The organism is Desulfobacula sp. (assembly GCF_021107415.1).
In genome coordinates, this window is sequence record NZ_JAIOSW010000082.1 from 1 (window position 1) to 23,930 (window position 23,930).

A 23,930-nucleotide genomic window follows, 5' to 3' on the forward strand; every position below is an offset into this window, starting at 1 on the left:
CGGGCAGTGCCAAAAAGAATGCCTTCCAGAAGATCATGGGGAATGGCCCCACAATTGATGCCGATATATTTTTGTTCCCGTCGCTGGCTGTGATTGTGAATGGATTGGGCAAAAAGTTCCTTGCCTGTCCCGGTTTCACCCTGGATCATGATGGGAGAGGATGAAGAAGCCGCCTTTCTGGCCATTCCCACCACCCGCTGAAAATTCGAATCGTTGCCGATAAGGTCGGCAAAGGTGTATTGGGTGCCGTTGCCAAGGTCTGGTCTGGATTCAGTGATGGCTGATGAAGGAGTGGATCGATAGAGGAGTTCATAATCCTTTACAAAACAGATCACCCCATTGATGGTTTTTCCATTAAAAAGGGGGTAAACACTGGTAATGGTGTTGGCAACTTTTCCTGAGCGGGTCCTGTAGAAAAACGCCTTGTTTTTGATGGCTGCATGCCGGTAGATGACTTGCATGATCATGCTGGTACGGTTATTGAGCTCATAAATATCGGTCACCTTGAGCCCGATCACATCCCTGGGTGACAATCCATCTATCTTGGACTGTGCGGTATTGTAAAAAAGGATGGTCCCGTTAACGTCAGCAATAATCACTCCGTCATCCAGATGTTTCAGCACAGATAAAAAATCAATGTTTTCCATGTTCAGCAGACCGGAAGGATTAGAATTTTCAGGAAAGGGCATTGGTGAATTCCTTGCAATGTTTTTGTTAAAACACCATGATTGTATCGGTAAGACCATACCATGCCTGGAACGGAAACGGAATATTAAATATCCAGGTTTTTAACTAGTGTCTGATGGAAAACTGGCAGTTTTCGTTTGGGCAGGAGTGATTCATTTCAGGATACCTTAATTAATTTTGTAATTGAATTTCAGGTGGGGTAGTTAATGAAATATCAATAGGAATGATGTTGATCGCCGCCAGAAGACAAATTGGTAAAATTTAGTTTCCCCCAAAGTCAAGATAAACCTTGTCTGTTATTCAGCCTTTAAGTTTGATCCCTTCCAGCGTGACATTGCCTTGTGAAGAAGAATCAAACCACTTTATTTAAGTCTGGCTTTGGATTATACTATTTAAATGGATAAAAAAACCCAAATTCAAAAAATCACCCTGATCGGCCTTGCAGCAAATATTGTTCTTTCCGTCATTAAATTTTTTATTGGTTTTCTTGGTAACAGCCAGGCGGTTGTTGCAGATGCCCTGCACAGCTTTTCAGATACATCATCCGACCTGGTAATCTTATTCGGGGTAAAATACTGGACTGCCCCGCCCGATGATTCTCATCCGTACGGGCATCAGAAAATTGAATCCCTTATTTCTATTATTATCGGGTTTATTCTTCTTTTTGTGGCCGGTGCGATTGGATATAATGGCCTGGTTTCACTACAGGAAAAAAACCAGCCTGAATTGAACTGGATTGTCATTATCGGCCCGCTTATCTCAATAATCATAAAAGAAATCCTCTTCAAGGCTACGGTCAAGGTTGGCATTGAAACCAATTCTTCTTCTCTTAAAGCCAATGCCTGGCACCATAGAACCGATGCATTATCCTCCATTCCCGTCCTTATTGCAGTTGTGGCATCTTTAATAGATCCAAGATTACGATTTCTTGACCAGATTGGCGCTATCATTGTATCTGCTTTTATCATAAAAGTGGGGTTTCAGATCATCTTCACCAATATCAACGACCTTTTGGATACCGGACTTTCAAAGGAAAAAATCAGTGAGCTTAAAAAAACCATAAACAATATTCAAAACGTCAGGGGTGTTCATAAATTGAGAACCCGGAAGCTTGCCAATTATATTTATATTGATCTTCATCTGGAGGTTGATGGACAATTGTCTGTTATACTGGGTCATGATATTTCAGAAGAGGTGAAGCATACCCTTATTCAAAACAACCCGAAAATCATCGATGTCATGGTTCATCTGGAACCTGAAGAAAATTCTTAAGATTTAAAATAATAAAAATTGTCTTCCTATTATAAGCTCAAAGATATTTTTCCATTAAATTAAAACCGGCAATTGAATTGATCAATAACCTGATTACTATAAGAATATGGTGGCGTCAGGAAACCCAAGGGTGACATGCCGATATCCGGAAAGAGAAAGGACAAGTTTATGCAATGGTTCACTAATCAATACCTATTTATTTTTTTTTCTTAAGTCTGTTTTATACAGCTCTCCCTTTTGCTAAAACGCTTCCTGGTACCCTGCCTTATGATAATGAGCTGATGAAAAGGATAAATAAAATGGAAAAAAATCCACCAAGAACAAGACATCTGGATGCTAACGGAAAACCTGAATATACCAACCGACTGTCTTTGGAATCAAGTCCCTACCTGCTCCAACATGCGCACAACCCGGTAAACTGGTACCCATGGGACGATGAAGCCTTTAAAACAGCTAAACAACTGGATCGCCCCATTCTGCTCAGTATCGGATATTCCACCTGTCACTGGTGCCATGTGATGGAAGAGGAATCTTTTGAAGATATTGAGATCGCAACTTATTTAAATGAGCATTACATTGCCGTAAAGATAGACCGGGAGGAAAGGCCCGATATTGACTCTATCTATATGAAGGCTGTCGTGGCCTTACAGGGTAGCGGTGGATGGCCCATGACCGTATTTATAACCTGGGATAAAAAACCATTCTACGGGGGTACCTATTTTCCTGCAAGGGATGGTGACAGAGGGGCTTCCCTGGGGTTTTTAACTCTTTTAAAACGACTTGATGAGGCATATCACAAAGATAAGCAGGCCATTAATAAAGCCGGTCATCAGATCACCACTATTCTTAAAGAGTCATCCGAAAATCAAAGTGGCAACGCCCTTCCAACAAAAGAATTAATATCAAAAAGTATGGACTCATATAAAAATGGATTTGATCGGAAAAATGGTGGATTGATCGGTCGAAACAAGTTTCCGTCTTCGCTCCCCTTAGGACTTTTAATGCGATATTATCAAACTTCCCGGGATGATCAGGTTCTTGATATGATCACACTTACCCTTGACAAAATGATGACCGGGGGTATCCATGACCATGTGGGGAGAGGCTTTCACCGGTATACCACGGATAGTATCTGGCTTACTCCGCACTATGAAAAAATGCTCTATGATAATGCCCTGCTTTCCATTGCATACACTGAAGCCTATCAATTAACCGGAAATGAAAAATACAGACAAACGTCTCAAAAAACTCTGGATTATCTTTTAAAAGAGGTGCAGTCCCCTGAAGGGGGATTTTATTCAGCCACAGATGCGGACAGTCTCACCCCTGAAGGAGTTCAAGAGGAGGGGTATTTTTTCACCTGGACCGTTGAAGAGATAGATGGCCTGTTTGATAAAAAAACCTCAAAAATAATCAAACTATATTATGGCCTCAAGGATAGGGAAAACCAACGGCAGATCCTTCATATTTCAGGACAATCGGATATGATCACAAAAGAGTTTGCCATCACCTCTGAAGAGCTTGAAAACATCATCACAAAAGCCAATCAAACTCTTTATGAAAAAAGATTGAACCGCAAGCTTCCCGGACTTGATGACAAGATTGTCCTCTCATGGAACAGCCTTGTCATCTCTGCTCTTGCAAAAGCTGGGTTTGCTTTTAACGAAAAAAAATACATTGATGCTGCCATCCAGACCCATGCGTTTATTTTTAAAAATCTTTGGCAGGACCAAAAACTTTTCCACAGTTTCAAGGATAATAAAACGGGCCACCAGGGATTTCTTGATGATTATGCATTCCTGGCCGCTGCCTATATAGATCTCTATGAAGCCACCTTTGATATTGCATGGCTGTTAAAAGCGATTGATATAGATGATTTGATCCAGAAAAAATTTGAAGACATGACCCATGGCGGATTTTTTATGACATCTGCTGACCAGAACGATTTAATCGCCAGAGAAAAACCTGTAAATGACGGCGCCATTCCTTCGGGCAATGCCATTGCTGCCATAAATCTTTCACGTCTTTATTTATATACGGATCGAAAAACTTACGGGCAGCGGGCTGAAAAAACTTTGAAATATTTTTCCGGTCCTCTTTTGAAATCACCCGCATATATGTCCGGAATGCTGCCGGTTATTGAACTTTTAACAGATCCTGTCAGGGAAATGGTTATCATCACACCGGAAGGCCAAAAACAAAAGGCAAAATCCTTTCTGGATATCCTCCGCAAAAAATTTGTGGCCGGACAGATCATTATTATGGTCCAGGAAGGAAAAGAATTTGATGCTGTATCAAAGATTCTCCCACAGGTCAGGGGGCGATCAGCTTTGAATGGCCTGGTAACACTCTATCCCTGCGAAGAGAAGGTTTGCCGACAACCGATAACAGATCCTGCAGCTTTGTAATAAAAATAATTTAAAAAACAATTTGCTTGTGCTGCCACATTGTGGTATTCATATGCGTAATTCTTTTTATTTACACCTAATTACAAAGGAGAATACCATGAAAAAAGTACTCATTCTTGGAGCCGGTGCAGGGGGCACCATTGTTGCCAATATGCTAAGAAAGCAAATTCCTGAATCCCAACTTGAGATCACCATTATTGACAGGGATGAAAGGCACCATTACCAGGCCGGATATCTTTTTATCCCTTTTGGCATCTACTCCACGGAAGATGTTATCAAGTCAAAAAAAGAGTTCATTCCCCAGGGCGTTGACTTTATTGTGGATACCATCGTAAAAATTGATCCTGACCAGCGACGGGTTGAAACAAAGGCCAGCACTTATGACTATGACTGGCTGGTCATTTCAACCGGGTGTGACATTGCCCCTGATGAAATAGAAGGTATGCGGGATGCCTGGCGTGATAATGCCTTTGATTTTTATACACTGGAAGGGGCGAATGCTCTGTATAAACAGCTTAAATATTTTGATTCCGGTAAAATTGTTTTAAATATTGCTGAAATCCCCTATAAATGTCCGATTGCTCCTTTGGAATTTGTTTTTATGGCAGACTGGTTCTTTCAGGTTAACGGGGTCAGGGACAAAGTTGAAATAGAGTTTGTCACACCCCTTGACAATGTGTTTACCAAACCGGTGGCAGCCAAAGTTTTAGGCGAGTTTGCCGCCAAAAAAAATATCAAGGTAACACCTCATTTTGATCTTGCTGCGGTTAACGGCAAAGAAAAAAACATTGAATCACACAAAGGGAATAAGATCGGATATGATCTTCTGGTTGCCATTCCACCCAATATGGGAAACAAATGTCTGATTGATTCCGAAGTCAGTGATCCTGTAGGATATGTGGCAACAGACAACCACACCTTGAAAGCTGAAAACTTTGATCGAATATTTGTCATTGGAGACACCACCAATGTCCCAGCCTCCAAGGCAGGGTCAACTGCCCATTACATGGCCTATACTCTGGTTGACAACCTGATCCGGGAGATAGACGGCCATGCGGCACTCCCTAAATTTGACGGCCATGCAACCTGTTTTCTGGCTTCCGGCTTTGAAAAAGCTATTCTGCTTGATTTTTCCTATGATGTTGAACCGTTGCCGGGAAAATTTCCTTTTCCGGGCATGGGACCATTCAGCCTCTTAAAAGAGAGCTTGAGTAATTACTGGGGAAAGATGATGTTCAGATGGGTCTATTGGAACCTGATGATGAAAGGTCTGGATCTGCCGTTGGAACCCCAAATGAATCTTGCCGGTAAAATCCGTCAGAAAGCATCGTAAAGGAGGTGGCAAATGACAAACGAGGAAAAAATTCTTGAGCGTTTGGAACGACTCGAAGAAAAAATGACGCCTATTGCTGAATCTGCAGCATCTATCAAAGAATTAAAACTTGAACTGGCACCCAGGGTGAACGAGGCAGTTCAATATCTTATTGGTGAACTTGCCGATATCGAAGCAGAGTTTCAATTGGAAGATTTGATATTTCTTTGTAAAAAAGCCTTAAGAAATACCAAAAACTTAAACTATTCCATGGACATGCTGAAAAATATTATTGATCTTGCGGTTACGGCGGAACCTTTAATGAAAAGCACTGTCCCCGATGTTATCCAATTTTTTGATGATCTTGAACAGAACAATGTATTTAAAATCGCCAACATCAGCATTCAAACATTGAAAAAAATCGGGCAGACCTATACAGAGGAAGAATTCCAACAGATTGCCGATGGCCTTGTCCGTCTGACGGGCCTGTTAAGAGAGTTGACCCGGCCTGAAGCCCTTGATCTTATCGAGAAGGCATCCACCCTTCCGGCCACAATTGATCTTAGTGCTGCCAAACCCGCCGGACCCTTTTCAATGCTGGGGGCAATGGGGGATGAAAAAGTCAAACAGGGCATGGGTGTGTTATTGGAATTGACCAACGGGCTATCTGCCCTGAAAACTCCTTGATCATAGGAGATTAAAAAATGAGAATCGTTTCCATTGCCGTCAGCAAAAAAAAAGGAACAATAAAAAAATGTATCCAGCAGGCGGAACTTATAGAAAATCACGGGATCAAAGATGATGCCCATGCAGGCGACTGGCACAGGCAATTAAGTTTTCTGGCTTCGGAAAGTATTGAAAAAGCCAGCAGTGAAGAGTTCAAACTAAACTTTGGAGATTTTGCTGAAAATATAGCCACAACCGGGATTGACTGGAAAAATCAGCCCGTCGGCCAGGTTTTCAAACTCGGGAAAAAAGTATTTGTGAAAATTACCCAAATCGGAAAAGAATGCCATAAAAAATGTGCTATTTATTATCGGACAGGGGATTGCATTATGCCCAAAGAAGGTGTATTTGCTAAGATCCTCAGAGGAGGAATAATTAAAGTAGGGGACAACATAGAACGTGTCGACAAGTAAAGATTAAGGACAATCCATGAGTTATAAAATTGAGTTAAAGGATGCCCTCAAAGGCTATACATATGATCAGGACAAGATTATATCTCCGGAAGAGACTGTAGCAAAATTTAAAGAAAAAACAGCAAAGCTGAATCTCGACATTCTAAGCCAGACCCGGAGGATTGATAACGGACGATTGGACATACCGATTTTTTTCAGTGAATGCGGCAGTGATGCTGAAAATGTGGTCGGCACTAAAAAGCAGATGGGTAAGGGCGGGACACCTGCACAGTCGGAAGCCAGTGCAGTGATGGAGCTGGCTGAACGGTTCAGTTTTTTTTCTTTTATAAAAAAAAAGGAACACTTTTTCTATTCAACCCCAAAAGAATTAGGAGAAAAAGCCCTTACCTATGAACAGATCATAAAATCTGTTCATGATAACAAAGAAGATGCATTAAAAGTAAAACAAATCTTTGATGACCTGCCCTTAAAATGGACTAAAGGATATAATCTGACGAAAAAACAAGAAGTCCTGATCCCCTTTAACTGGTTTTACATGATTAATGAATTTAACGGGCCCAGCGCAGGGAATTGTACGGAAGAAGCATTAAGTCAGGGGATTTGCGAACTGGTCGAACGTCATACCTCATCCATTGTCAGCCATGAAAACCTGAATGTTCCCGGCATTAATCTTGATTCTTTTACTGATCCTCTGGTCATTGAAATTCTGGATAAATATGAAAAAGAAGGGATTAAGGTATATGCTTCGGATTTTTCCCTGGATACGGGAATACCCACCATTGCCATTCTTGCCTGGGACCCTGCCACATTTGGTGACATGAGTGAAATCGTCTGGACAGCCGGAACATCACCCGACCCTCAAAAAGCCATGGGCCGTGCCCTTACGGAAACAGCCCAGCTTGCAGGCGACTTTAATTCAGGTTCCAATTATGTGGCCAGCGGCCTGCCCAAATTTACCAACATTGAAGATGCTGAATTTATCACCCATCCTAAAAAAATGATCGACATGGATGCATTACCCAAACTTTCAAGCGATAATATCAAAACCGAGGTTGAAAACCTGATCCAAACACTGGATAAAAAAGGGTATCAACTGCTTGCCATCAGCACCATGCATGAAAAGCTTGAGATTCCAGCGTTTTATACCATCATTCCCGGCGCACATTTCAGGGAAAGGGCTGTTGCAGCCAGTGTGGGTATGTTTTCCGCCAGATTAATCACGGAAAGCTTTGATCCTGTTCAGGCCCTGTCAAGGCTGGATGATCTGGAAAAGGCATTACCCGGTAAATACTACACAAGTTTTTACAAGGGCCTGATGTTCAACGCCATTTATGATAGAGAAACCGCTTTAAAAGAATTTGAAACCGCACTGAAAAGAGATCCTGCAAAGCTGAATATGCCTGATATCTATTCCCACATGGGGGTATGCTTAAAAGATCTTGAACAATATGAACGAGCCATCAAAATCTGCAAACAAGGCCTTGCCATTGATAAGCAGCGCCCGGATATGTTTAATACCATGGGATTTTGCCATTTTATGCTGAAAAACCATGAAACAGCCATCACCTGTTTTGAAAATGCACTTAAAGTGGATCCCTCCCTTGCCATCAACTATGCCAATATCGGTTCAAACTATAGGGAACTTGGTGAAATTAAGATTGCCGTCAAATACTATGAAATGGCTCTGAAAATCGATCCGTCCATTACATTTGCCAGAGATAATATTGAAAAATTAAATAATAAATAATACCCTTGGGCAGGAACCTGTTCCTGCCCATTATCCAAACAGACTGATGATTCCAGCCCCTGTGATCATGATAATACCGCCCACAAAACTAAGGCGTTTAACTTTCTCTTTTAAAACTATAATACCGATCAACATGGTAAACAATACGCCCAGCCGCCTTACCGAAGAGACATATGCCACCGGCCCGAGGCTGATGGCAGTATAGTATGACAAAACGGTTAATGTGCTGAAAATGGCTGGCCAAAATGTATTTTTTAATTTGGAAAAAGAAAAATTGCCCTTATCCAACCAAAATGCAAACGGGAATAGAAACAGGGAAATGAGCCCAATCTCAGACACGGCCCAGAACAATGCATCGGTCTGGTTCACACCGATTTTATGGAAGCTTGAACTCACTCCCCAAATGCAGGCTACTGCCAGCATCATCAGAGAACTTTTATCCTTGAAAACACTTTTAACCGGTGATAAAAACCCGTCCCAGGTTTTCATATTGAGAATATAGGATCCAAACACCACCACCAGGACACCCAAAATACCGATCAATGACAAGTTTTCATGGACAAGGACAGGCGTCACAAATAACTGGACCACCGGGATAAAGCAGAGCATGGGAATAATTTTTGACAAATCACCCTCTTTAATAGCCCAAAGATATAATACAGTTGCCAGGGAATCCAAAATTGCTGCAATAATTAAAACCCATACAAATGATATTGTAATGGTATGATAATTAAAAAAAATAACATTAAGGGTAAGAATAATGAGGAACATAAAGAAATTAAGCCCCCAGCTCATAACAACAGAAGAAAGCTCTTTCCCGGCCTTTTTTACAGCCAATTCCCTTAAGCTCAGGGTGATGCTCGATATGAGTGCAAGAACAAACCAGTTCATTGCACTTTTTTATACAAATCCCTGCTCTTTGTGTTTCATGGCAATAGTTTTAGCCAAATTTTCAAGCGCTTTCAGATTATCCTCTGACGGTAAGCCTTTGGCAAGAACAGGTTCAATAACTTCTACTTTAAGATTAGGAATCATTCCTGCTAATATTTCTACAGTCTTACCTCCCCACCCATAGGAGCCGATAATGGATAGAAACTTGGCTTTAGGGCGTAATGCGTTCGCCAGATAGGCACCATAAACGACGTTGGGATGGGGACCTGCAAGAACCGTTGGCGTACCAATAACTATTGTTCCGGCATCAACGAGAGCCATTGCCAGTTTGCCTATGTCCGTAACGCCCAAATGAAACTGCTCGACGCTGACACCATTCTCCACAAGCGATTCAACAAAAAAATCGACCATTTTTTTTGTACTATTATGCATTGTAATATAAGGCAGAACCACAAGGTTCTTTGATGGCCCTTCTATCCAGTCTTTATGAGCATCGATAATAAAGGAGGGTCGCGGATAAATAGACCCGTGACTGGGAGCTATGACAGCAATGTCATATGCTGTAATTTTGTCCAGGTTTTTCTTAATCATATTTCTAAATGGCATCATAATCTCGGCATAGTAGCGTTTTGCTGCCTCGTAAACACGCGCTTCATCGGAAACATAGAGATCACTTGTTGCAATGTGAGAACCAAAAAAATCACAGCTGAACAAAATTTTATCTTCTTTTAGATAGGCAACCATTGTTTCAGGCCAGTGTACCCAGGGAGTATGTATGAATTCCAGCGTCTTGTCCCCGAGAGAGAGTGTTTCACCGTCACTGACTATGATAAAAGTTTCCTCGGGTATCCGAAGTAGATCCATCAGCATCCCTTTGGCCTTTGGGCTGGTAATCAATTTTGCATCAGGGTAGCGGGAAAGTACCTGGGGAATGCTGCCCGAATGGTCCTGTTCCGCATGAAGCGAAACGATGTAATCGAGTTTAGGTATATTATCAAGCTGTGCCAGCAGTTCTCCAGCAAATTGTGACTCAACCGTATCAATCAAAACAGTCTTCTCGCTGCCTTCAATCAAAAAGGCATTGTAACTTGTTCCGTCCGGCAGAGGAATGAGAGAGTCAAAGAGACGTGTATCCCAATCCACATAACCCATCCAGTAAATTCTGTCTTTAATTTTCCTTGGTTTCATAATGCCTCCTTTATTAGTTTTTCAAAAATTTCAAGTATTTTCCTCATTCCCAACATTTATAATACCTGCAAAAAAATATAACAATTAAATTATAATATATAAAAAAATAATCAAATGGATCAAGCTTTTGTTACAGTATATTACTTGGCGTAATGCAGAATTTGGATCTGACTTGTATTACAAAAGAGGTTGGAGACACCAAAACTTTGCAATATTTACAAAAAATAGCCTGTTCAGGCTCAATTGTATGGACACTTTAAAGATTTTCAATTATTAATAGTATGATTCCATAAACATTAATTTGATGGATTTAAACATTTTTTTGGATTCATCACGGAAAGGAGAAGTGTTATGACCCATCAGACAGTACCCATTGCTTTGAAAAGATGGTTTACCATCCATTTTGCAGTGGATGTCCTGTTTGCCATACCGCTTTTTTTCTTTCCTGTTGTATTTTTAACCCTGTTAGGCTGGCAATCGATTGACCCCTTTGCAACAAGAATTTAAGACAGAGGATATATATTGTTTAAAAAAACACCATTATGGAAGAAAAAGACCGTCTCTCCAAACGATGTATTAGAAAAAATCAAACCGGGAATGAACATCTTTATCGGCACCGGTGCTGCAGAGCCCCGAACACTTGTCAACTGCCTTATGCATGCAAAGGGATATAGCCTCCAGGATCTTACCCTGATCCAGCTTATCAGTTTCGGGGATGCCATCTCATACAAGGCATTACAATCCAAAAGATATCGCCTTAAAACCTTTTTCTCGGGATGGGTATCTGCCGAAGCCATTTCAGCCGGACAGGTAGATCTGGTCCCTTCAAGATTTTCAGCCATCCCCTTGCTCATGAAGGAAGGTCAAATTCCTATTGATATTGCCTTTGTTCAGATAACACCTCCCAACAGAGCCGGCTATTGCAGCCTGGGTGTGGGAGTTGATGTAGCGCGCAGGGCCATGGCACAGGCAGACCTTGTTGTGGGTGAAATCAACCATGATATCCCTTTTACATTAGGGGATACTTTTGTTCCGTTTGATGCATTTGATATGATCGTTGAATCCATTGACCCGCCGTTTTATTTCCCCAGATTCCCGGTGGATCCTGTATTTGACAAGCTGGCAGCCAATGTTGCCTCTATTATTGAGGATGGCAGCTGTCTTGCCTTTACATTTGGCCCGATTTTCGAGGCCCTGCCCAAATATCTTGCTGATAAAAAAGATCTTGGGATACACACCCCGTTTTTTACAGATGCATTAATGGAACTGGTTAAAAGCGGTGCTGTAAGCAACCGTCGAAAAGGCTTTTTCCGGGGGAAATCTTTAACCGCCTATGCCCTTGGCAGTAAAGAGCTCATGCAATTTCTCGACAAAAACCCAATTGTTGAATTTCAAAGCATTGACAAAGTATTCACTCCCATGGAGATCGGACGAAACCACCGGTTTGTGTTTATTATCCCGGTAAGACGAGTTGATCTTTCAGGCCGGGTGGCCCTGCATAACACCAAAGGGCATGTCACTGCAGGCCCTGGACAGATGGCAGACTTTTTTAATGGGGCTGAAATCTCCCAGGGCGGTTACACCATTGTTGCCCTTCCCAGTCGAAACCGTCAGGGAAATCCCAATATCCGCCTCTCAGTGGAAGACTCTCCTGATTTACTAAGCCTTCCAGAGTCCATTGATCTTGTGGCGACAGAACAGGGGATTGCCCATTTGCGGGGGAAAACCTTAAGAGAACGTGCCCAGGCTCTTATTGAAATTGCCCACCCTGAAGACCGGCCCTCTCTGGTTGAAGGGGCAAAAAAAATCAATATCCTGTACAAAGATCAAATCTTTCTGGCAGACAGTGCCCATTTTTATCCTGCCGATATTGAAATACGACATACATTCAGGGATAAGATAGATGTACGTTTCAGGGCCATCAAACCGTCTGATGAAGACCAGATGAGACGGTTATTTTATAGATTTTCCGATAAGGCCATCTATTACCGGTATTTCAGCCCTATAAAAACCATGCCCCATGAAAAAACCCAGGAATACGTAAATGTTGACTATCGGGATGTCCTCTCCATTGTTGCTCTTGTGGGAAAACCGGGACAACAGACCATTATTGCCGAAGCAAGGTTTGCTAAACATCAGAACAAACCCTTTGTGGATATTGCATTTGTCGTTGATGAAGAATATCAGGGATACGGAATTGCTACTTATCTGTATCAGATGATAGCAAGACTGGCAAAAAACAGGGGTGCACAGGGTATGACCGCTGATGTCCTGGCATCCAACCGCGCCATGCTCAAAGTATTTGAAAAAGGTGATTTTCCGGTTCAGGCCAAGGTGGAACAAGGAATTTATGAATTGACTATTGATTTAACCGGCCCAAAAAGCTGAGGACAAATAGATTAAAGCTCTTTTTGGGTAACAATCTGATCCCTGCCGTTGTTTTTGGCCAGATAAAGAGCATCATCCGCTCGTTTGATCAGACTTTCTTCAGGTTCATTGAATTTGTATAAGGAAATTCCCATGGAGACGGTTATTCTCCCAATACTTTTACCGTTTTCCTTAAGCTTCCATTCCTTTGTGGACAGGGCCTTTCTAATTTTTTGACCCACAGCTTTAGCCCCCTCAATTTCTGTTTCAGGTAAAAGGATTAAAAACTCTTCGCCCCCATATCTTGCAGCAATATCATTTCTTCTCAAATGATCTTTTATCATTCGGGCAAGACTTCTTAAAATGCTGTCTCCCACCAGATGTCCAAAGGTATCATTTACCTTTTTAAAATGATCGATATCCACCATAATAATGGAGAACGGTGAATCATTCTGTTTGGCCCTGATTCTTTCCAGTTCAAGCCTTTTTTCAAGTCCTCTTCTATTGATTAGAGAGGTTAGGGCATCTGTCTGTGCTTCCTGCTGGGATTTCTCCAATTCCTGATGCAATTGTTTCAAGTCTTCAGAAGATATTTTCATCCTTGTTTGAAGTCTCTTGCCTGATTTGACGAGCGCTTTAGTCTCAACAATCATCTGGTCAACAATCTTTTTAATATCATTGTAATCATGGACATCACCAATCTGCTCAGCCAAATCTCCCAGATTTTTGCCGTGCCCTGAAAGATCTCCATCTGTTTCTGAAACATGGTAGGTAATATCTTTGAGCATCAGGGAAATCTTGGTTAAAAGTTTGCTGATGACAATTCTGTCGCCATCTGCTACATATCTTTGATACAGGCCTTCGACATTATTATTGTTAAGGGATTTAGCATTTTCAAGCGAATGTTCAATGGCCTTTTTCAATTTCATGTTTTTGCCGGATACATACTCGTACCAGACCGTATAATTTACCGGGTTGGCAGGCAAATTGTGTTTTGCAATATAATTCAAGGCCAGTCTTAAATATTCGCCTGCCTTGCTTTTTTCTTCCGTATAATTCATAAACCACCTAAGTTATTACAAATTTCATCCAGCCATTATTTTTCACAAACACACCCCATGCCAAGCCGTGGTCAGGTATAATCAAAGATTAACATTTCCGGCCCAACTGCCCGCAACCTGCTGCAACCGACCGGCCTTTACTCCATCGCTTAATCACAAAAATTCCTTTGTCTGTTAACACATCCGCAAACCTGTTCATATCATCGTCACAAGGTGATTCATAATTAAACCCGTTCACAGGATTACAAGGGATAAGGTTCAATCTTACAGGCAAAGGTTTAATATATTCAGATAGATGTATAGCATCTTTTGGGGAATCATTTAAACCTTTTATTAAAATATATTCAAATAAAAAACATCCTCTTTTGGGCAATGGAAACATTTCCAAAGCCCTTTTGAGCCTTTGCAAGGGTGCTGTTTTATTGACAGGCATCAACCAGGAACGAATTTTATCATCAGGGGCATTGATGGATACTGCAAGTCTTAAGCCTGACATATTAAGGCTGCCAAGCTTTTCAATACCGCCTATCAAACCAGCAGTGGATAAGGTGATGTGGCGCAAAGCAATATCAAACCCTCTTTGCTCGTTCATCACCCGGATGGCCTGGACCACATGGTTTAAATTATCAAGAGGCTCTCCCATGCCCATAAATACAATGTTCTTAATATTCTCTTTCAGGGTGAATCTGGCATTGAACAATTGTCCCGTGATTTCAGCAACCTGTAGATTTCTTTTAAAGCCCATCCTGCCGGTTTCACAAAACCTGCATCCCATCTTACACCCCACCTGGCTGGAGACACAAAGGGTCTGATGGTTTGTCATGGGGATGATAACAGACTCTATCCTCTCTCCATCCGAAAGCAAGGTGATAAACTTGGTCAGATTGTTTTCTTTAAAGGTCTCAATGACTTTTCCCGGTGTGAGTTTGATTTTATTTTTAAGCTGCTTGGCAAAGACAGGTGAGGTTGTAAACTCATTTGCATCAAAAAAATTTCTATTTCCAAATTTAAAAATTTCCCGGGAAAGGGCAGATGCGTGAAACAGACCTTTACCAAACTCCTGTCTAAATTTGCAGGTAAGCTGATCCAGTGTAAATTCTAAAATTTCCATCCCATCATCTAATTTTATTCTTTTAATTATAAGAATATCAAAATCACTTTCCAATAAATTTCCTTACCTAAAAATGACAATAATGTCAACATGATAACCCGAATATCGGTATGATTAAACACCCATTCCAAAGGGTTGCTTAAGGATGAAAACGTGTTATTCTTATGAACATAATAATCCAGATATCAAATCATGGAGGTAGCTTTAATGAGAATAGTGCTTGCAACCTGCGGCTCCCGGGGAGATGTTCAGCCCATGATCGCCCTTTCCCTTGCCTTAAAAGCTGCCGGGCACGATGTCCTTCTTGTAGGCCCCCCTGAAAAAGCTTTGTGGGCAAGGCAACTGGGATGCCCATACAAAAAATTCGGCACGGATGTTACCACTTTTTTAAACAATATGAAGGATGCTATCAGCCTTCGCACGAACATTGCTTCTGTTTTTTTTGTAAGGCAGGAACTGCATTCTCAATTTAAAGTCCTGCCCAAAATCATAGAAACCGCAGATCTTGTAATTGGATCATCGTTAATGTTTGCTTTGTCTTCAATTGCACAGGCCATGAATATAAAATATCGTTATGTGGCCTTTACCCCACAGCTTTTCCCGTCCAATAATCATCCGTTTTTAACCATAAAAACTCAAACTCTCCCCCAATGGTGCAATGGAATGTCATGGAAAATTGCCAGCCTGCTGGACAAGTTTAATTTAACCTTTTTGATAAACCGGTACAGAAAAAAATTGGGCCTTGGGCCTGTTGATAACGCATGGGATCATATTTTAGGAGAGCATCCCATTGTTGCCTGCGATAAAGAAGTTGCAAAGGTACCCATAGATGTAAAAACAATGTTTGTTCAAACCGGATACCTGCACCTGGACTTACCCGCCGCCGCCCAACCGAATCTTGACAGGTTTCTTAAAAAGGGAGAAAGGCCAATCTATGCAGGATTTGGAAGTATGCCCCCCAAAGACCAGGCCAAAAATATTCCCTTGCTTGTAGCTGCAGCCAGACGCGTTGGCAAACGAATTATTATTACAAAGTTCTGGGAAAAATCTTCAGAATATCAGTCTGCCAATGATGTCTTTTTTATTAAAAATTACCCACATCTAATGCTTTTCCCCCAAACAGATGCCGTTATTCACCACGGTGGTGCCGGGACAACCGCCACCACAGCTATATCAGGAGTTCCTCAAGTGATTATCCCCCATATTCTGGATCAATATTTTCATGGCCAAAAAATTTATTCGTCTAACTTGGGGCCAAAACCTATCTGGCGTTCAAAATTAACCGTTGGCAAACTATCTGCAGCACTAAAAGAATGCCTCTCCAACCCAAAAATTAAACAAACTGCCAAAAAAATAAAAAAATCAATTGACCGGGACAAATCTTTACAATTGACTGTTAAAACAATCGAGCAGTCTTTTTAATCCAGCCTCTTTTACAAATAACCCTTGTAAAGGTCTATGGTGCTTTTTGTAACTCCTGCACTATTTTGCTATGAAAACGGGGCACTCTGATTTATGGAGTACCTGGTGAGCAACACTGCCGAGAAACAATCCGGTAAAATCCGTAACCCCCCTTGATCCCATTACAATCAGGTCTATTTTCTCAATTCCTGCCACCTCAGGTATTTTATTTCCAGGAGCCCCTTCAAGAATACGTACCTCAAACTTCACTTCTCCTTTTTCAAGTATTTCTATAAATGGGTCAACAAGCTCTTCAGATGCTTTGTTAATTTCATTAATTGCCTGCTGAAAATAGGGCTCTGCTAAAACAATTGGGAACCTGGCATGGCAATACAGAAGGATAATTTCGGCATCCAAAAGTCTTGCAAGTTTAATGGCATACTCGGTTGCTCGGATTGAATGCTCTGACCCGTCAATAGGGTTCAGTATTTTTTTTATATCCATCACATTCTCCTTTCCAGCCTGTTTGCCAGGCTGATGTTGTATACCGTATTTTATTAAAGCTTCCCCTCAACAAGCTGTGGGGTTTGTGACCGTATTTCCGGTTTAACAGGCACGCTAAGTCAAAGTATCAAAGTCTTTCAATTAGAGGAGAGGATAATATCATTCAGGTTCACAACTTTCGTGAGATCCGTGAGAAGAGACAAAATCATTAATAGATTCATAATCCGAAATATAGGGTGAGTATACTGTTTTTTCAACATAATGTCACTTGATTTATTAAAAAATTAAAGTTAATATTGACAAAAATCTACCACAACGTGATACTTATCATTTCTTAGACATAGAACTGATGCATGAAGGGGAACTATCATGAGCAAAAAAAGGCATTATCATTTTGAAACAAGAGCGATTCATGAAGGGTTAAAAGATGCCACCTGGGATGGCGCTACCCTCCCGCCCATTTTTCAGACCGCTGCACATTACCACGAGACTGCGGACAGCTTGAGCAAAACATTTGCCGGTCAAACCGGAGAACACATTTACATGCGGTTGAGCAATCCCACAAGCCGATTTCTTGAACAAAAGCTGGCATCCCTGGAATCAGGAGCAGGCGCTGTTGTGACCGGCTCCGGAATGGCAGCCATTAACAATGCCTGTATGACCCTGCTTTGTGCCGGAGATGGCTTTATAGCCAGCAAATCACTTTTCATGTCTTCCTATACGCTTTTTACAAATATTTTTAAAAAATACGGTATTAGTGTAAAGCTTGTTGATCCGCTGAACCTTGATGAGATTGAACAGGCCATTAATGGAAAGACACGGTTTGTCTATATGGAGACCATCACCAACCCGGGAATGGAAATTGCAGACATCAAAAGTATAGCCGGCATTGCCCATACAAACGGCATACCGCTTCTGATTGATAATACACTGGCTTGTCCCTGGCTTTGCCGGCCCATTGAACTGGGAGCAGACATTGTATTGCATTCAACAACCAAATACCTGTCCGGTCATGGTGCTGCCATGGGAGGAGTGGTGGTGGATGCCGGGAATTTTGACTGGACCTGTGAAAAATTTTCTGATTTTGCTCCCTTTGTTGAACAAAAGGGAAACCTTGCATTTCTGCACAGACTGTTCAAAGAGTTTCATATCAACTTTGGCACCACACCCGCTCCGTTTCATTCTTACCTTACCGCCCTTGGATTGAATACTTTGGGCCTTCGCATGGAACGTCACATGGACAATGCCATAAAGGTTTCCAATTTTCTAAAAGAACAGCCAAAGGTTGAATGGGTCAACTTCCCGGGGTTTGAGAATCATAAATGCCATGAAATCGCTAAAGCTCAATTTGGCAACAAAGGCTTTGGTGCCATGCTCACTTTCGGGTTAAAGGACCAGGACGCCTGTTTCAGGTTCATTGATCATCTTGATATGATTTTAAACCTGGCCAATCTCGGGGACTGCAAAACCTTAATTATTCATCCCTACTCATCCCAGTACATCTCCTTTCCCCAAGACCTTAAAAACAAACTTGCAGACCCTCAACTGCTGCGATTGTCCCTTGGAGTGGAGCATGTTGAGGATATTTGTAATGATCTGGCCCAGGCCCTGGAAGCTGTTTAACTGATGAGTGAATATATTGATCAGGATCAAACCGGAGATAGTGTGAGTATTGTTGAAAAACAATTCTTTAGTTTTGCCGAACCGCCCGACAGGCTGAAGCTTGAAGGCGGAGCCGGCATCGGCCCTGTCACCATTGCCTATGAAACCTGCGGCGTCCTGAACAAGGATAAAAGCAATGTCATTCTTGTGCTCCACGCACTTTCAGGGGATTCTCACATGGCAGGATATTATGATCCCAAAGATGCCAAACCGGGCTGGTGGGATATCATGGTGGGCCCTGGAAAAGGAATAGATACGGACAAGTATTTTGTGATCTGCTCCAATATTATCGGCTCCTGTGCCGGATCAACCGGCCCCACATCCATAAATCCTGAAACCAGCAAAGAATATGGAACAAAGTTTCCTCTCATTACCATTGGCGATATGGTTGAAACTCAAAAAACTCTGATGGATCACCTGGAAATCAAATCTTTTTTATCGGTGATTGGCGGATCAGTCGGGGGCATGCAGGTGCTTGAATGGTGTGTCCGGTATCCGGGCATGGTCAGATCAGCCATTCCCCTTGCAACAACCACACGGCATTCAGCCCTTGCCATTGCCTTTAATGAAGTGGCCCGGCAGGCCATCATGGCTGATCCCAACTGGAATGAGGGTCATTATTATTCAGGCAAAAAGCCGGATATGGGTCTTGCCATTGCCAGGATGATCGGGCACATCACTTATCTTTCCGATGAGTCCATGCGCCAAAAATTCGGTCGCAGGCTTCAAAACAGATCTGCCTTAAGCTTTAAGTTCGGTGCTGAATTCCAGGTGGAAAGCTACCTTCAATATCAGGGTAAAAAATTTATCGAACGTTTTGATGCCAATTCCTTTCTGTATATTACCAAGGCTGCCGATTATTTTGATCTGGCGCGGCAATATGGTTCAGGGTCTCTTGTTAAGGCTTTTTTAAAATGCAAATCAAAATTTCTGGTCGTCTCTTATACCTCTGACTGGCTCTACCCCACATATCAATCAAAAGAGATGGTAAAAGCCATGAAAAAGAACAATCTGGATGTCAGTTTTTGCGAAATTGATGCCCAATGGGGGCATGATGCCTTTTTACTTCCCAGTGACAGGCTTGATAATCTGATCAAAGGCTTTTTAAGGAGTGTATTCCATGAAACATGATCAGCTCAGATATGACTTAAAAATCATTGCCTCATGGATTGAATCCGGATCAAAAGTGCTGGGGTTAGGTTGTGGCGAAGGAGACTTGCTTTTTTGGCTCAAAAAAGAAAAAAATGTAATGGAACGGGGCATAGAAATAGAAGAACCCAAGGTGGTAAAATGTATTGAAAAGGGAATCTCGGTTTTACAGGGGGACATTAATGAAGAGATTGAAGATTACCCGGACAATACTTTTGACTATGCCATCTGTTCCCAGACCCTTCAGCAGGTCTATGAACCGTCAAACCTGATCCATTCCATGATGCGGGTGGCAAAAATGGGTGTGGTCAGTTTCCCGAATTTTGGCCATATTAAGATCAGGATGCAATTGGCATTTACCGGCAGGGCACCGGTAACAAAGGAACTTCCTTATTCATGGCATGACACCCCTAATATTCGGGTTCTAAGCCTGAATGATTTTGAAAAATTTTCCAACCAGGTCGGATTTAAAATTCTGAAAAGAGCTGCCATTAATACGAAAAACAACCATGGCCAAGGCAAAATGGTAAACTTTTTGCCCAATTTGTTTGCCACTTATGGCATCTTTTTAATCGGCAGGGAATAGACATGGAATAATCTGGAAAGCAATAGCAGGCAGGCGTCTTGAATTAAAATTGGGGTAAAATCTTTATTACTACCAAGGTAATATCATCTTCAACATTAACGTTGTCCTGAAATTTGATTAATGATTCGATGATGGTGTTTAGAATTGATTTGGCATCAAGGTTGGCGGTTTCTCTGATGATGGTATAGATAGGTTCTTTTCCAAACATTTCACCTTTTGGGTTACGTGCCTCCCAAATGCCATCGCTCCCGAGAACAATAATTTGCCCATTTGCAAGGTTTTGTTTCTCATTTTCTCCATACTGCCAGTTTTCATCTACACCCAATGCTATTCCGGCACCTTTTAATTGAGAAATTTTATCAGTCTTTGGATCATAAAATATGGCGGGATCATGCCCGGCACGTACCCATTTTACACTTTTGCATGCTTTATCAAAAATCATATAAAACATAGTCATAAAACTACCAGAGTCTACGACATCTCTTGCAAGCTGCCGATTTATATCTGAAATAACCTGAGAGATGGTACCGGGTAAGGCCAGACGCTGATGAAGAAAAGCCCGGGCAGTTGCCATTAGAAGTGCAGAGGAGATACCATGCCCGGAAACATCACCTAAAACAATTCCAATTTTTCCTGCTCTATTTTCATCAAACTCAAAAAAATCATAATAATCTCCACCGGTCTCATCACAATAGATACTTTTGCCGGCAATATCCAATCCTTCAAAATCAGGATCATATTTTGGCAGAAGATTTTGCTGAACTTCCATTGCTATTTCCAGGGATTGGCGCATCTGATCCCGCTGCTTTAGACCTTCCACCATTTGATTAAACGAATGTATCAGGTTACTGATCTCATCTTTTCCCCGGGGAACAAGATGGATCTCCAAATCACCCGATGCAACCATAGCAGAACCTTTCACGACTGATAACACAGGGGTGATAATTCGACGGCTGAGGAAAAAAAGCGTTCCTATAACCAGGAGAACGGCGACCAGACCGAATCCTAAAAACACCCTCGTATTTAAGCGCCAATATTCTTTATGGATCAGTTCAAAAGTACGCCTGACATCAAGAATAATCTTAACGGTAGCCACTATATCTCCTATGCGGTTGCTAATCGGAAAAATGATCTCAATGACCGGTATATCAGGCTTTCCAGATTCCAGTTTGAGGGTTTTGATTTCCCGCTTTATCAAAGGACGGCCAGAGGTTATCACTTTTTGAAAATCGCCGGTTGAGTGTGTTTGCCCTATCTTCTCCGGTCTGGTGTGATCTAAGATTTGACCCTGGGGATCCTGCACCACTACTCTGATAATTGTAAAGTTCAAGTTGCTTTCCAAAAACTTCGCCCGTTCTTCTATCAATTCTGTTAAACGTTTAGATTCTCTATTCGTCACAAACCGGCGTACCGATGTCTCCATAGCGGAAAGGAAGATCGTCGCCTTGTTTTCTACCTCTTTCATGGCTACCTTTTTCATACTTTGTTGGAAGAGGTAGCCGCTCAATACCAGAGAAACCAGTGTAAATCCGATGACGATAAGAACAGACTGTGTAAATATGCTGTTATAAAAATGATATTTTTTTTCCATAGTGGCAGCAGGGTCCCATGAAGGCACTACAAGTCATCAAAAAATAAATATCAGTTTACAATATATTGTATTGCAAAGCAAATTTATTTTAATCTACATACGATTAACCTGGTAAACATTCTTTCTTGTTTGAAACCGAGTTGTTCGGTATAATCTTTTTGTATCATCCTTATGACAAAGCGAACATCAGGATTAACGCAATTCATAACCCAAATTTTTTTAAAGAAAGGAGTCAGCATGAAATCATTTGACTGGAATCCGGGAAGCCTTCTTGAAATGTCCGGCTCTTACTGGAAAACCTGTACGCTTCATACCAGTGTAAAACTTGATATTTTCACAGCTATCGGATCTGATGCCTTATTTGTTGATGAAATCAATGAAAAACTAAAGATGGACAAACGGGGTCTTTTCCTGCTTTTAAATGCACTGTCTGCATTAGAGCTTCTTGTAAAAAAAGATGGAAAATATTCCAATTCTCCCCCGGCCTTAACTTTTCTTTCAAAAAAATCACGGCAATATATCGGGTTTATGATCATGCACCACCATCATCTGATGGAATCATGGCACAAAATGGATAAAGCCATTATTGAAGGCAGGCCAACAAGGAACCGTTCTTCTTTTTCCGATGAAGAACGGCGCGAAAGCTTTTTAATGGGTATGTTCAACATTGGCATGGCTGTTGCGCCGGAACTGTCAAAAAAACTTGACCTGTCCGGTTGTAAAAGGCTTCTTGATTTTGGTGGAGGCCCCGGGACTTATGCCATTCATTTTTGCCTTGCCAACCCAGAATTAAGCGCCTCTGTTTATGACCTTAAAACCACCCGTCCCTTTGCTGAAAAAACCATTAAAAACTTTAAAGTATCAGACCGGGTCGAATTCATATCAGGAAATTATATCGAAGATGAATTTGCTTACCCCAATTCTTTTGATGCTGCCTGGCTCTCCCACATCCTCCATGGGGAAGGACCGGAACAGGCTCAAAAAATCATTGGAAAAGCGGTTTCGGCCTTAAAGCCTAAAAGCAAAATTTACATTCATGATTTTATCCTGAATGATAATATGGACGGCCCGTTATTTCCGGCTCTTTTTTCCATCAATATGTATTTAGGAACACCAAAAGGCCGGGCATACAGTGAACCCCAGATATCCGACATGCTAAAAGCACACGGGATAAAAGACATCAAACGGCTTTCTTTTACAGGACCGACCCAGTCCGGTATTTTAAGCGGTATCACTTCATAAAAATGAATTATACTGAAAAGCAAGATGGAGTGACATATGAGTTTTTATAAGGATGGGAAAAAAGTATTATCTGAGCTTGACAGCTATTACAACCAGAGTATCAATAAAGAAAAACCGGTAATCAAACAACTGACCATCAGCGAACTTCATGAAAAATTAGGCCTTGCCACCCACCTGAAAAAGGGGGATTTATCCGATGAAAGGATTGATTCCTTCATAAAAGAGTATCTTGACAATACCACAAGACTGCACCATCCGGGATATTTTGCCCACCAGGTCGGTGTGCCCCATCCAACAGGTGCACTGGGGTCATTGATTGACGGATTTACCAACAATGCCATGGCTATCTACGAAATGGGTCCGGCTGCTGCTGCCATTGAATTTTTCATGGTCAATTACCTGTTGGAAAAAATCGGATGGGAACCCATGCCCACGGATATTAAAAAAAGACTGACTTTTTTTCATGGCAGCGGTGTGTTAACCCATGGGGGTTCCCTTGCTAATATGACAGCACTTTTAACCGCTAGAAATTGCCTGGACAGCTCTATTAGAGAAAAAGGCAATCCCTCTGATCTTGTTATTCTTGCCCCGGAAACATCCCATTATTCAATC

The 23,930-nt window shown here is 41.7% G+C and carries 21 protein-coding genes and 1 pseudogene; 14 read left to right on the forward strand and 8 right to left on the reverse strand.

The window, feature by feature from the left end:
* Positions 1 to 689, reverse strand: a 689-nt coding sequence (locus K8S13_RS04235) for a sigma 54-interacting transcriptional regulator (protein WP_291460691.1), incomplete at its 3' end; no start/stop codon positions are given.
* Between the two features lie 394 nt (positions 690 to 1,083).
* Between K8S13_RS04235 and K8S13_RS04240 the strand changes: the two genes are divergently transcribed.
* Positions 1,084 to 1,959: a cation diffusion facilitator family transporter gene (locus K8S13_RS04240; RefSeq protein ID WP_291460692.1), complete on the forward strand. Its 876-nt coding sequence runs from the start codon at positions 1,084 to 1,086 to the stop codon at positions 1,957 to 1,959.
* Positions 1,960 to 2,258: 299 nt separating this feature from the next.
* Positions 2,259 to 2,795 (forward strand): annotated as a pseudogene (locus K8S13_RS25580) (DUF255 domain-containing protein); the annotation flags it as partial.
* Positions 2,796 to 3,879: 1,084 nt separating this feature from the next.
* Here the strand turns inward: K8S13_RS25580 and tilS are convergent.
* Complete coding sequence (gene tilS, locus K8S13_RS25585; protein ID WP_367172528.1) at positions 3,880 to 4,074, reverse strand: tRNA lysidine(34) synthetase TilS; 195 nt, start codon at positions 4,072 to 4,074, stop codon at positions 3,880 to 3,882.
* Positions 4,075 to 4,464: 390 nt separating this feature from the next.
* Between tilS and K8S13_RS04250 the strand changes: the two genes are divergently transcribed.
* Genes K8S13_RS04250 through K8S13_RS04265 form a run of 4 tightly spaced genes read left to right on the forward strand, consistent with a single transcriptional unit; the run spans position 4,465 to position 8,565 of the window.
* Positions 4,465 to 5,700, forward strand: coding sequence for an FAD/NAD(P)-binding oxidoreductase (locus K8S13_RS04250; protein ID WP_291460695.1), 1,236 nt, complete (start codon positions 4,465 to 4,467; stop codon positions 5,698 to 5,700).
* A gap of 12 nt (positions 5,701 to 5,712) precedes the next feature.
* Positions 5,713 to 6,366 (forward strand): DUF1641 domain-containing protein, encoded by a 654-nt coding sequence (locus tag K8S13_RS04255; protein ID WP_291460697.1) that lies wholly within the window; start codon positions 5,713 to 5,715, stop codon positions 6,364 to 6,366.
* Between the two features lie 17 nt (positions 6,367 to 6,383).
* The gene (locus K8S13_RS04260) at positions 6,384 to 6,818 is read left to right on the forward strand and encodes an MOSC domain-containing protein (RefSeq protein ID WP_291460699.1); all 435 of its coding nucleotides are present in this window, start codon (positions 6,384 to 6,386) and stop codon (positions 6,816 to 6,818) included.
* A gap of 16 nt (positions 6,819 to 6,834) precedes the next feature.
* A complete protein-coding gene (locus K8S13_RS04265; protein ID WP_291460700.1) occupies positions 6,835 to 8,565 on the forward strand; it encodes a YcaO-like family protein in 1,731 nt (576 codons plus the stop codon).
* A 30-nt stretch (positions 8,566 to 8,595) separates the two neighbouring features.
* On the opposite strand, the gene K8S13_RS04270 is transcribed toward K8S13_RS04265, so the two are convergent.
* Together K8S13_RS04270 and K8S13_RS04275 are read right to left on the reverse strand one after the other, a co-directional pair.
* Complete coding sequence (locus tag K8S13_RS04270) at positions 8,596 to 9,456, reverse strand: DMT family transporter (RefSeq protein WP_291460701.1); 861 nt, start codon at positions 9,454 to 9,456, stop codon at positions 8,596 to 8,598.
* Positions 9,457 to 9,465: 9 nt separating this feature from the next.
* Positions 9,466 to 10,644, reverse strand: a complete 1,179-nt coding sequence (locus tag K8S13_RS04275; RefSeq protein WP_291460703.1) for an FprA family A-type flavoprotein — start codon at positions 10,642 to 10,644, stop codon at positions 9,466 to 9,468.
* Between the two features lie 351 nt (positions 10,645 to 10,995).
* On the opposite strand from K8S13_RS04275, the gene K8S13_RS04280 reads away from it, so the two are divergent.
* Together K8S13_RS04280 and K8S13_RS04285 are read left to right on the forward strand one after the other, a co-directional pair.
* Positions 10,996 to 11,151: a hypothetical protein gene (locus K8S13_RS04280; RefSeq protein ID WP_291460704.1), complete on the forward strand. Its 156-nt coding sequence runs from the start codon at positions 10,996 to 10,998 to the stop codon at positions 11,149 to 11,151.
* 15 nt (positions 11,152 to 11,166) lie between these two features.
* On the forward strand, positions 11,167 to 13,032 hold the full coding sequence (locus tag K8S13_RS04285) for a GNAT family N-acetyltransferase (RefSeq protein ID WP_367172527.1): 1,866 nt from the start codon (positions 11,167 to 11,169) through the stop codon (positions 13,030 to 13,032).
* An 11-nt stretch (positions 13,033 to 13,043) separates the two neighbouring features.
* Here K8S13_RS04285 and K8S13_RS04290 read toward each other — a convergent pair whose 3' ends face one another.
* Both K8S13_RS04290 and rlmN read right to left on the reverse strand, forming a co-directional pair.
* Positions 13,044 to 14,072, reverse strand: a complete 1,029-nt coding sequence (locus K8S13_RS04290; RefSeq protein WP_291460705.1) for a GGDEF domain-containing protein — start codon at positions 14,070 to 14,072, stop codon at positions 13,044 to 13,046.
* 88 nt (positions 14,073 to 14,160) lie between these two features.
* On the reverse strand, positions 14,161 to 15,237 hold the full coding sequence (rlmN, locus tag K8S13_RS04295; protein ID WP_291460706.1) for a 23S rRNA (adenine(2503)-C(2))-methyltransferase RlmN: 1,077 nt from the start codon (positions 15,235 to 15,237) through the stop codon (positions 14,161 to 14,163).
* Between the two features lie 153 nt (positions 15,238 to 15,390).
* Here rlmN and K8S13_RS04300 point away from each other — a divergent pair, with 153 nt between their 5' ends.
* Positions 15,391 to 16,605, forward strand: a complete 1,215-nt coding sequence (locus tag K8S13_RS04300) for a nucleotide disphospho-sugar-binding domain-containing protein (RefSeq protein ID WP_291460707.1) — start codon at positions 15,391 to 15,393, stop codon at positions 16,603 to 16,605.
* 60 nt (positions 16,606 to 16,665) lie between these two features.
* Here the strand turns inward: K8S13_RS04300 and K8S13_RS04305 are convergent, their stop codons facing one another.
* Positions 16,666 to 17,088: a universal stress protein gene (locus K8S13_RS04305; RefSeq protein WP_291460708.1), complete on the reverse strand. Its 423-nt coding sequence runs from the start codon at positions 17,086 to 17,088 to the stop codon at positions 16,666 to 16,668.
* A gap of 369 nt (positions 17,089 to 17,457) precedes the next feature.
* On the opposite strand from K8S13_RS04305, the gene K8S13_RS04310 reads away from it, so the two are divergent.
* Genes K8S13_RS04310 through metW form a run of 3 tightly spaced genes read left to right on the forward strand, consistent with a single transcriptional unit; the run spans position 17,458 to position 20,485 of the window.
* Positions 17,458 to 18,711 (forward strand): aminotransferase class I/II-fold pyridoxal phosphate-dependent enzyme, encoded by a 1,254-nt coding sequence (locus tag K8S13_RS04310; protein WP_291460709.1) that lies wholly within the window; start codon positions 17,458 to 17,460, stop codon positions 18,709 to 18,711.
* 3 nt (positions 18,712 to 18,714) lie between these two features.
* Positions 18,715 to 19,881, forward strand: coding sequence for a homoserine O-acetyltransferase (locus K8S13_RS04315; RefSeq protein WP_291460711.1), 1,167 nt, complete (start codon positions 18,715 to 18,717; stop codon positions 19,879 to 19,881).
* The gene (gene metW / locus K8S13_RS04320; RefSeq protein ID WP_291460713.1) at positions 19,871 to 20,485 is read left to right on the forward strand and encodes a methionine biosynthesis protein MetW; all 615 of its coding nucleotides are present in this window, start codon (positions 19,871 to 19,873) and stop codon (positions 20,483 to 20,485) included. Before K8S13_RS04315 ends, metW begins: the two co-directional genes overlap by 11 nt.
* 43 nt (positions 20,486 to 20,528) lie before the next feature.
* Here the strand turns inward: metW and K8S13_RS04325 are convergent, their stop codons facing one another.
* Positions 20,529 to 22,076, reverse strand: a complete 1,548-nt coding sequence (locus tag K8S13_RS04325; RefSeq protein ID WP_291460714.1) for a SpoIIE family protein phosphatase — start codon at positions 22,074 to 22,076, stop codon at positions 20,529 to 20,531.
* A gap of 237 nt (positions 22,077 to 22,313) precedes the next feature.
* Here K8S13_RS04325 and K8S13_RS04330 point away from each other — a divergent pair, with 237 nt between their 5' ends.
* Complete coding sequence (locus K8S13_RS04330; protein WP_291460715.1) at positions 22,314 to 23,318, forward strand: methyltransferase; 1,005 nt, start codon at positions 22,314 to 22,316, stop codon at positions 23,316 to 23,318.
* A gap of 36 nt (positions 23,319 to 23,354) precedes the next feature.
* The coding region (locus K8S13_RS04335) for a pyridoxal-dependent decarboxylase (protein WP_291460716.1) at positions 23,355 to 23,930 on the forward strand (576 nt) is incomplete at its 3' end.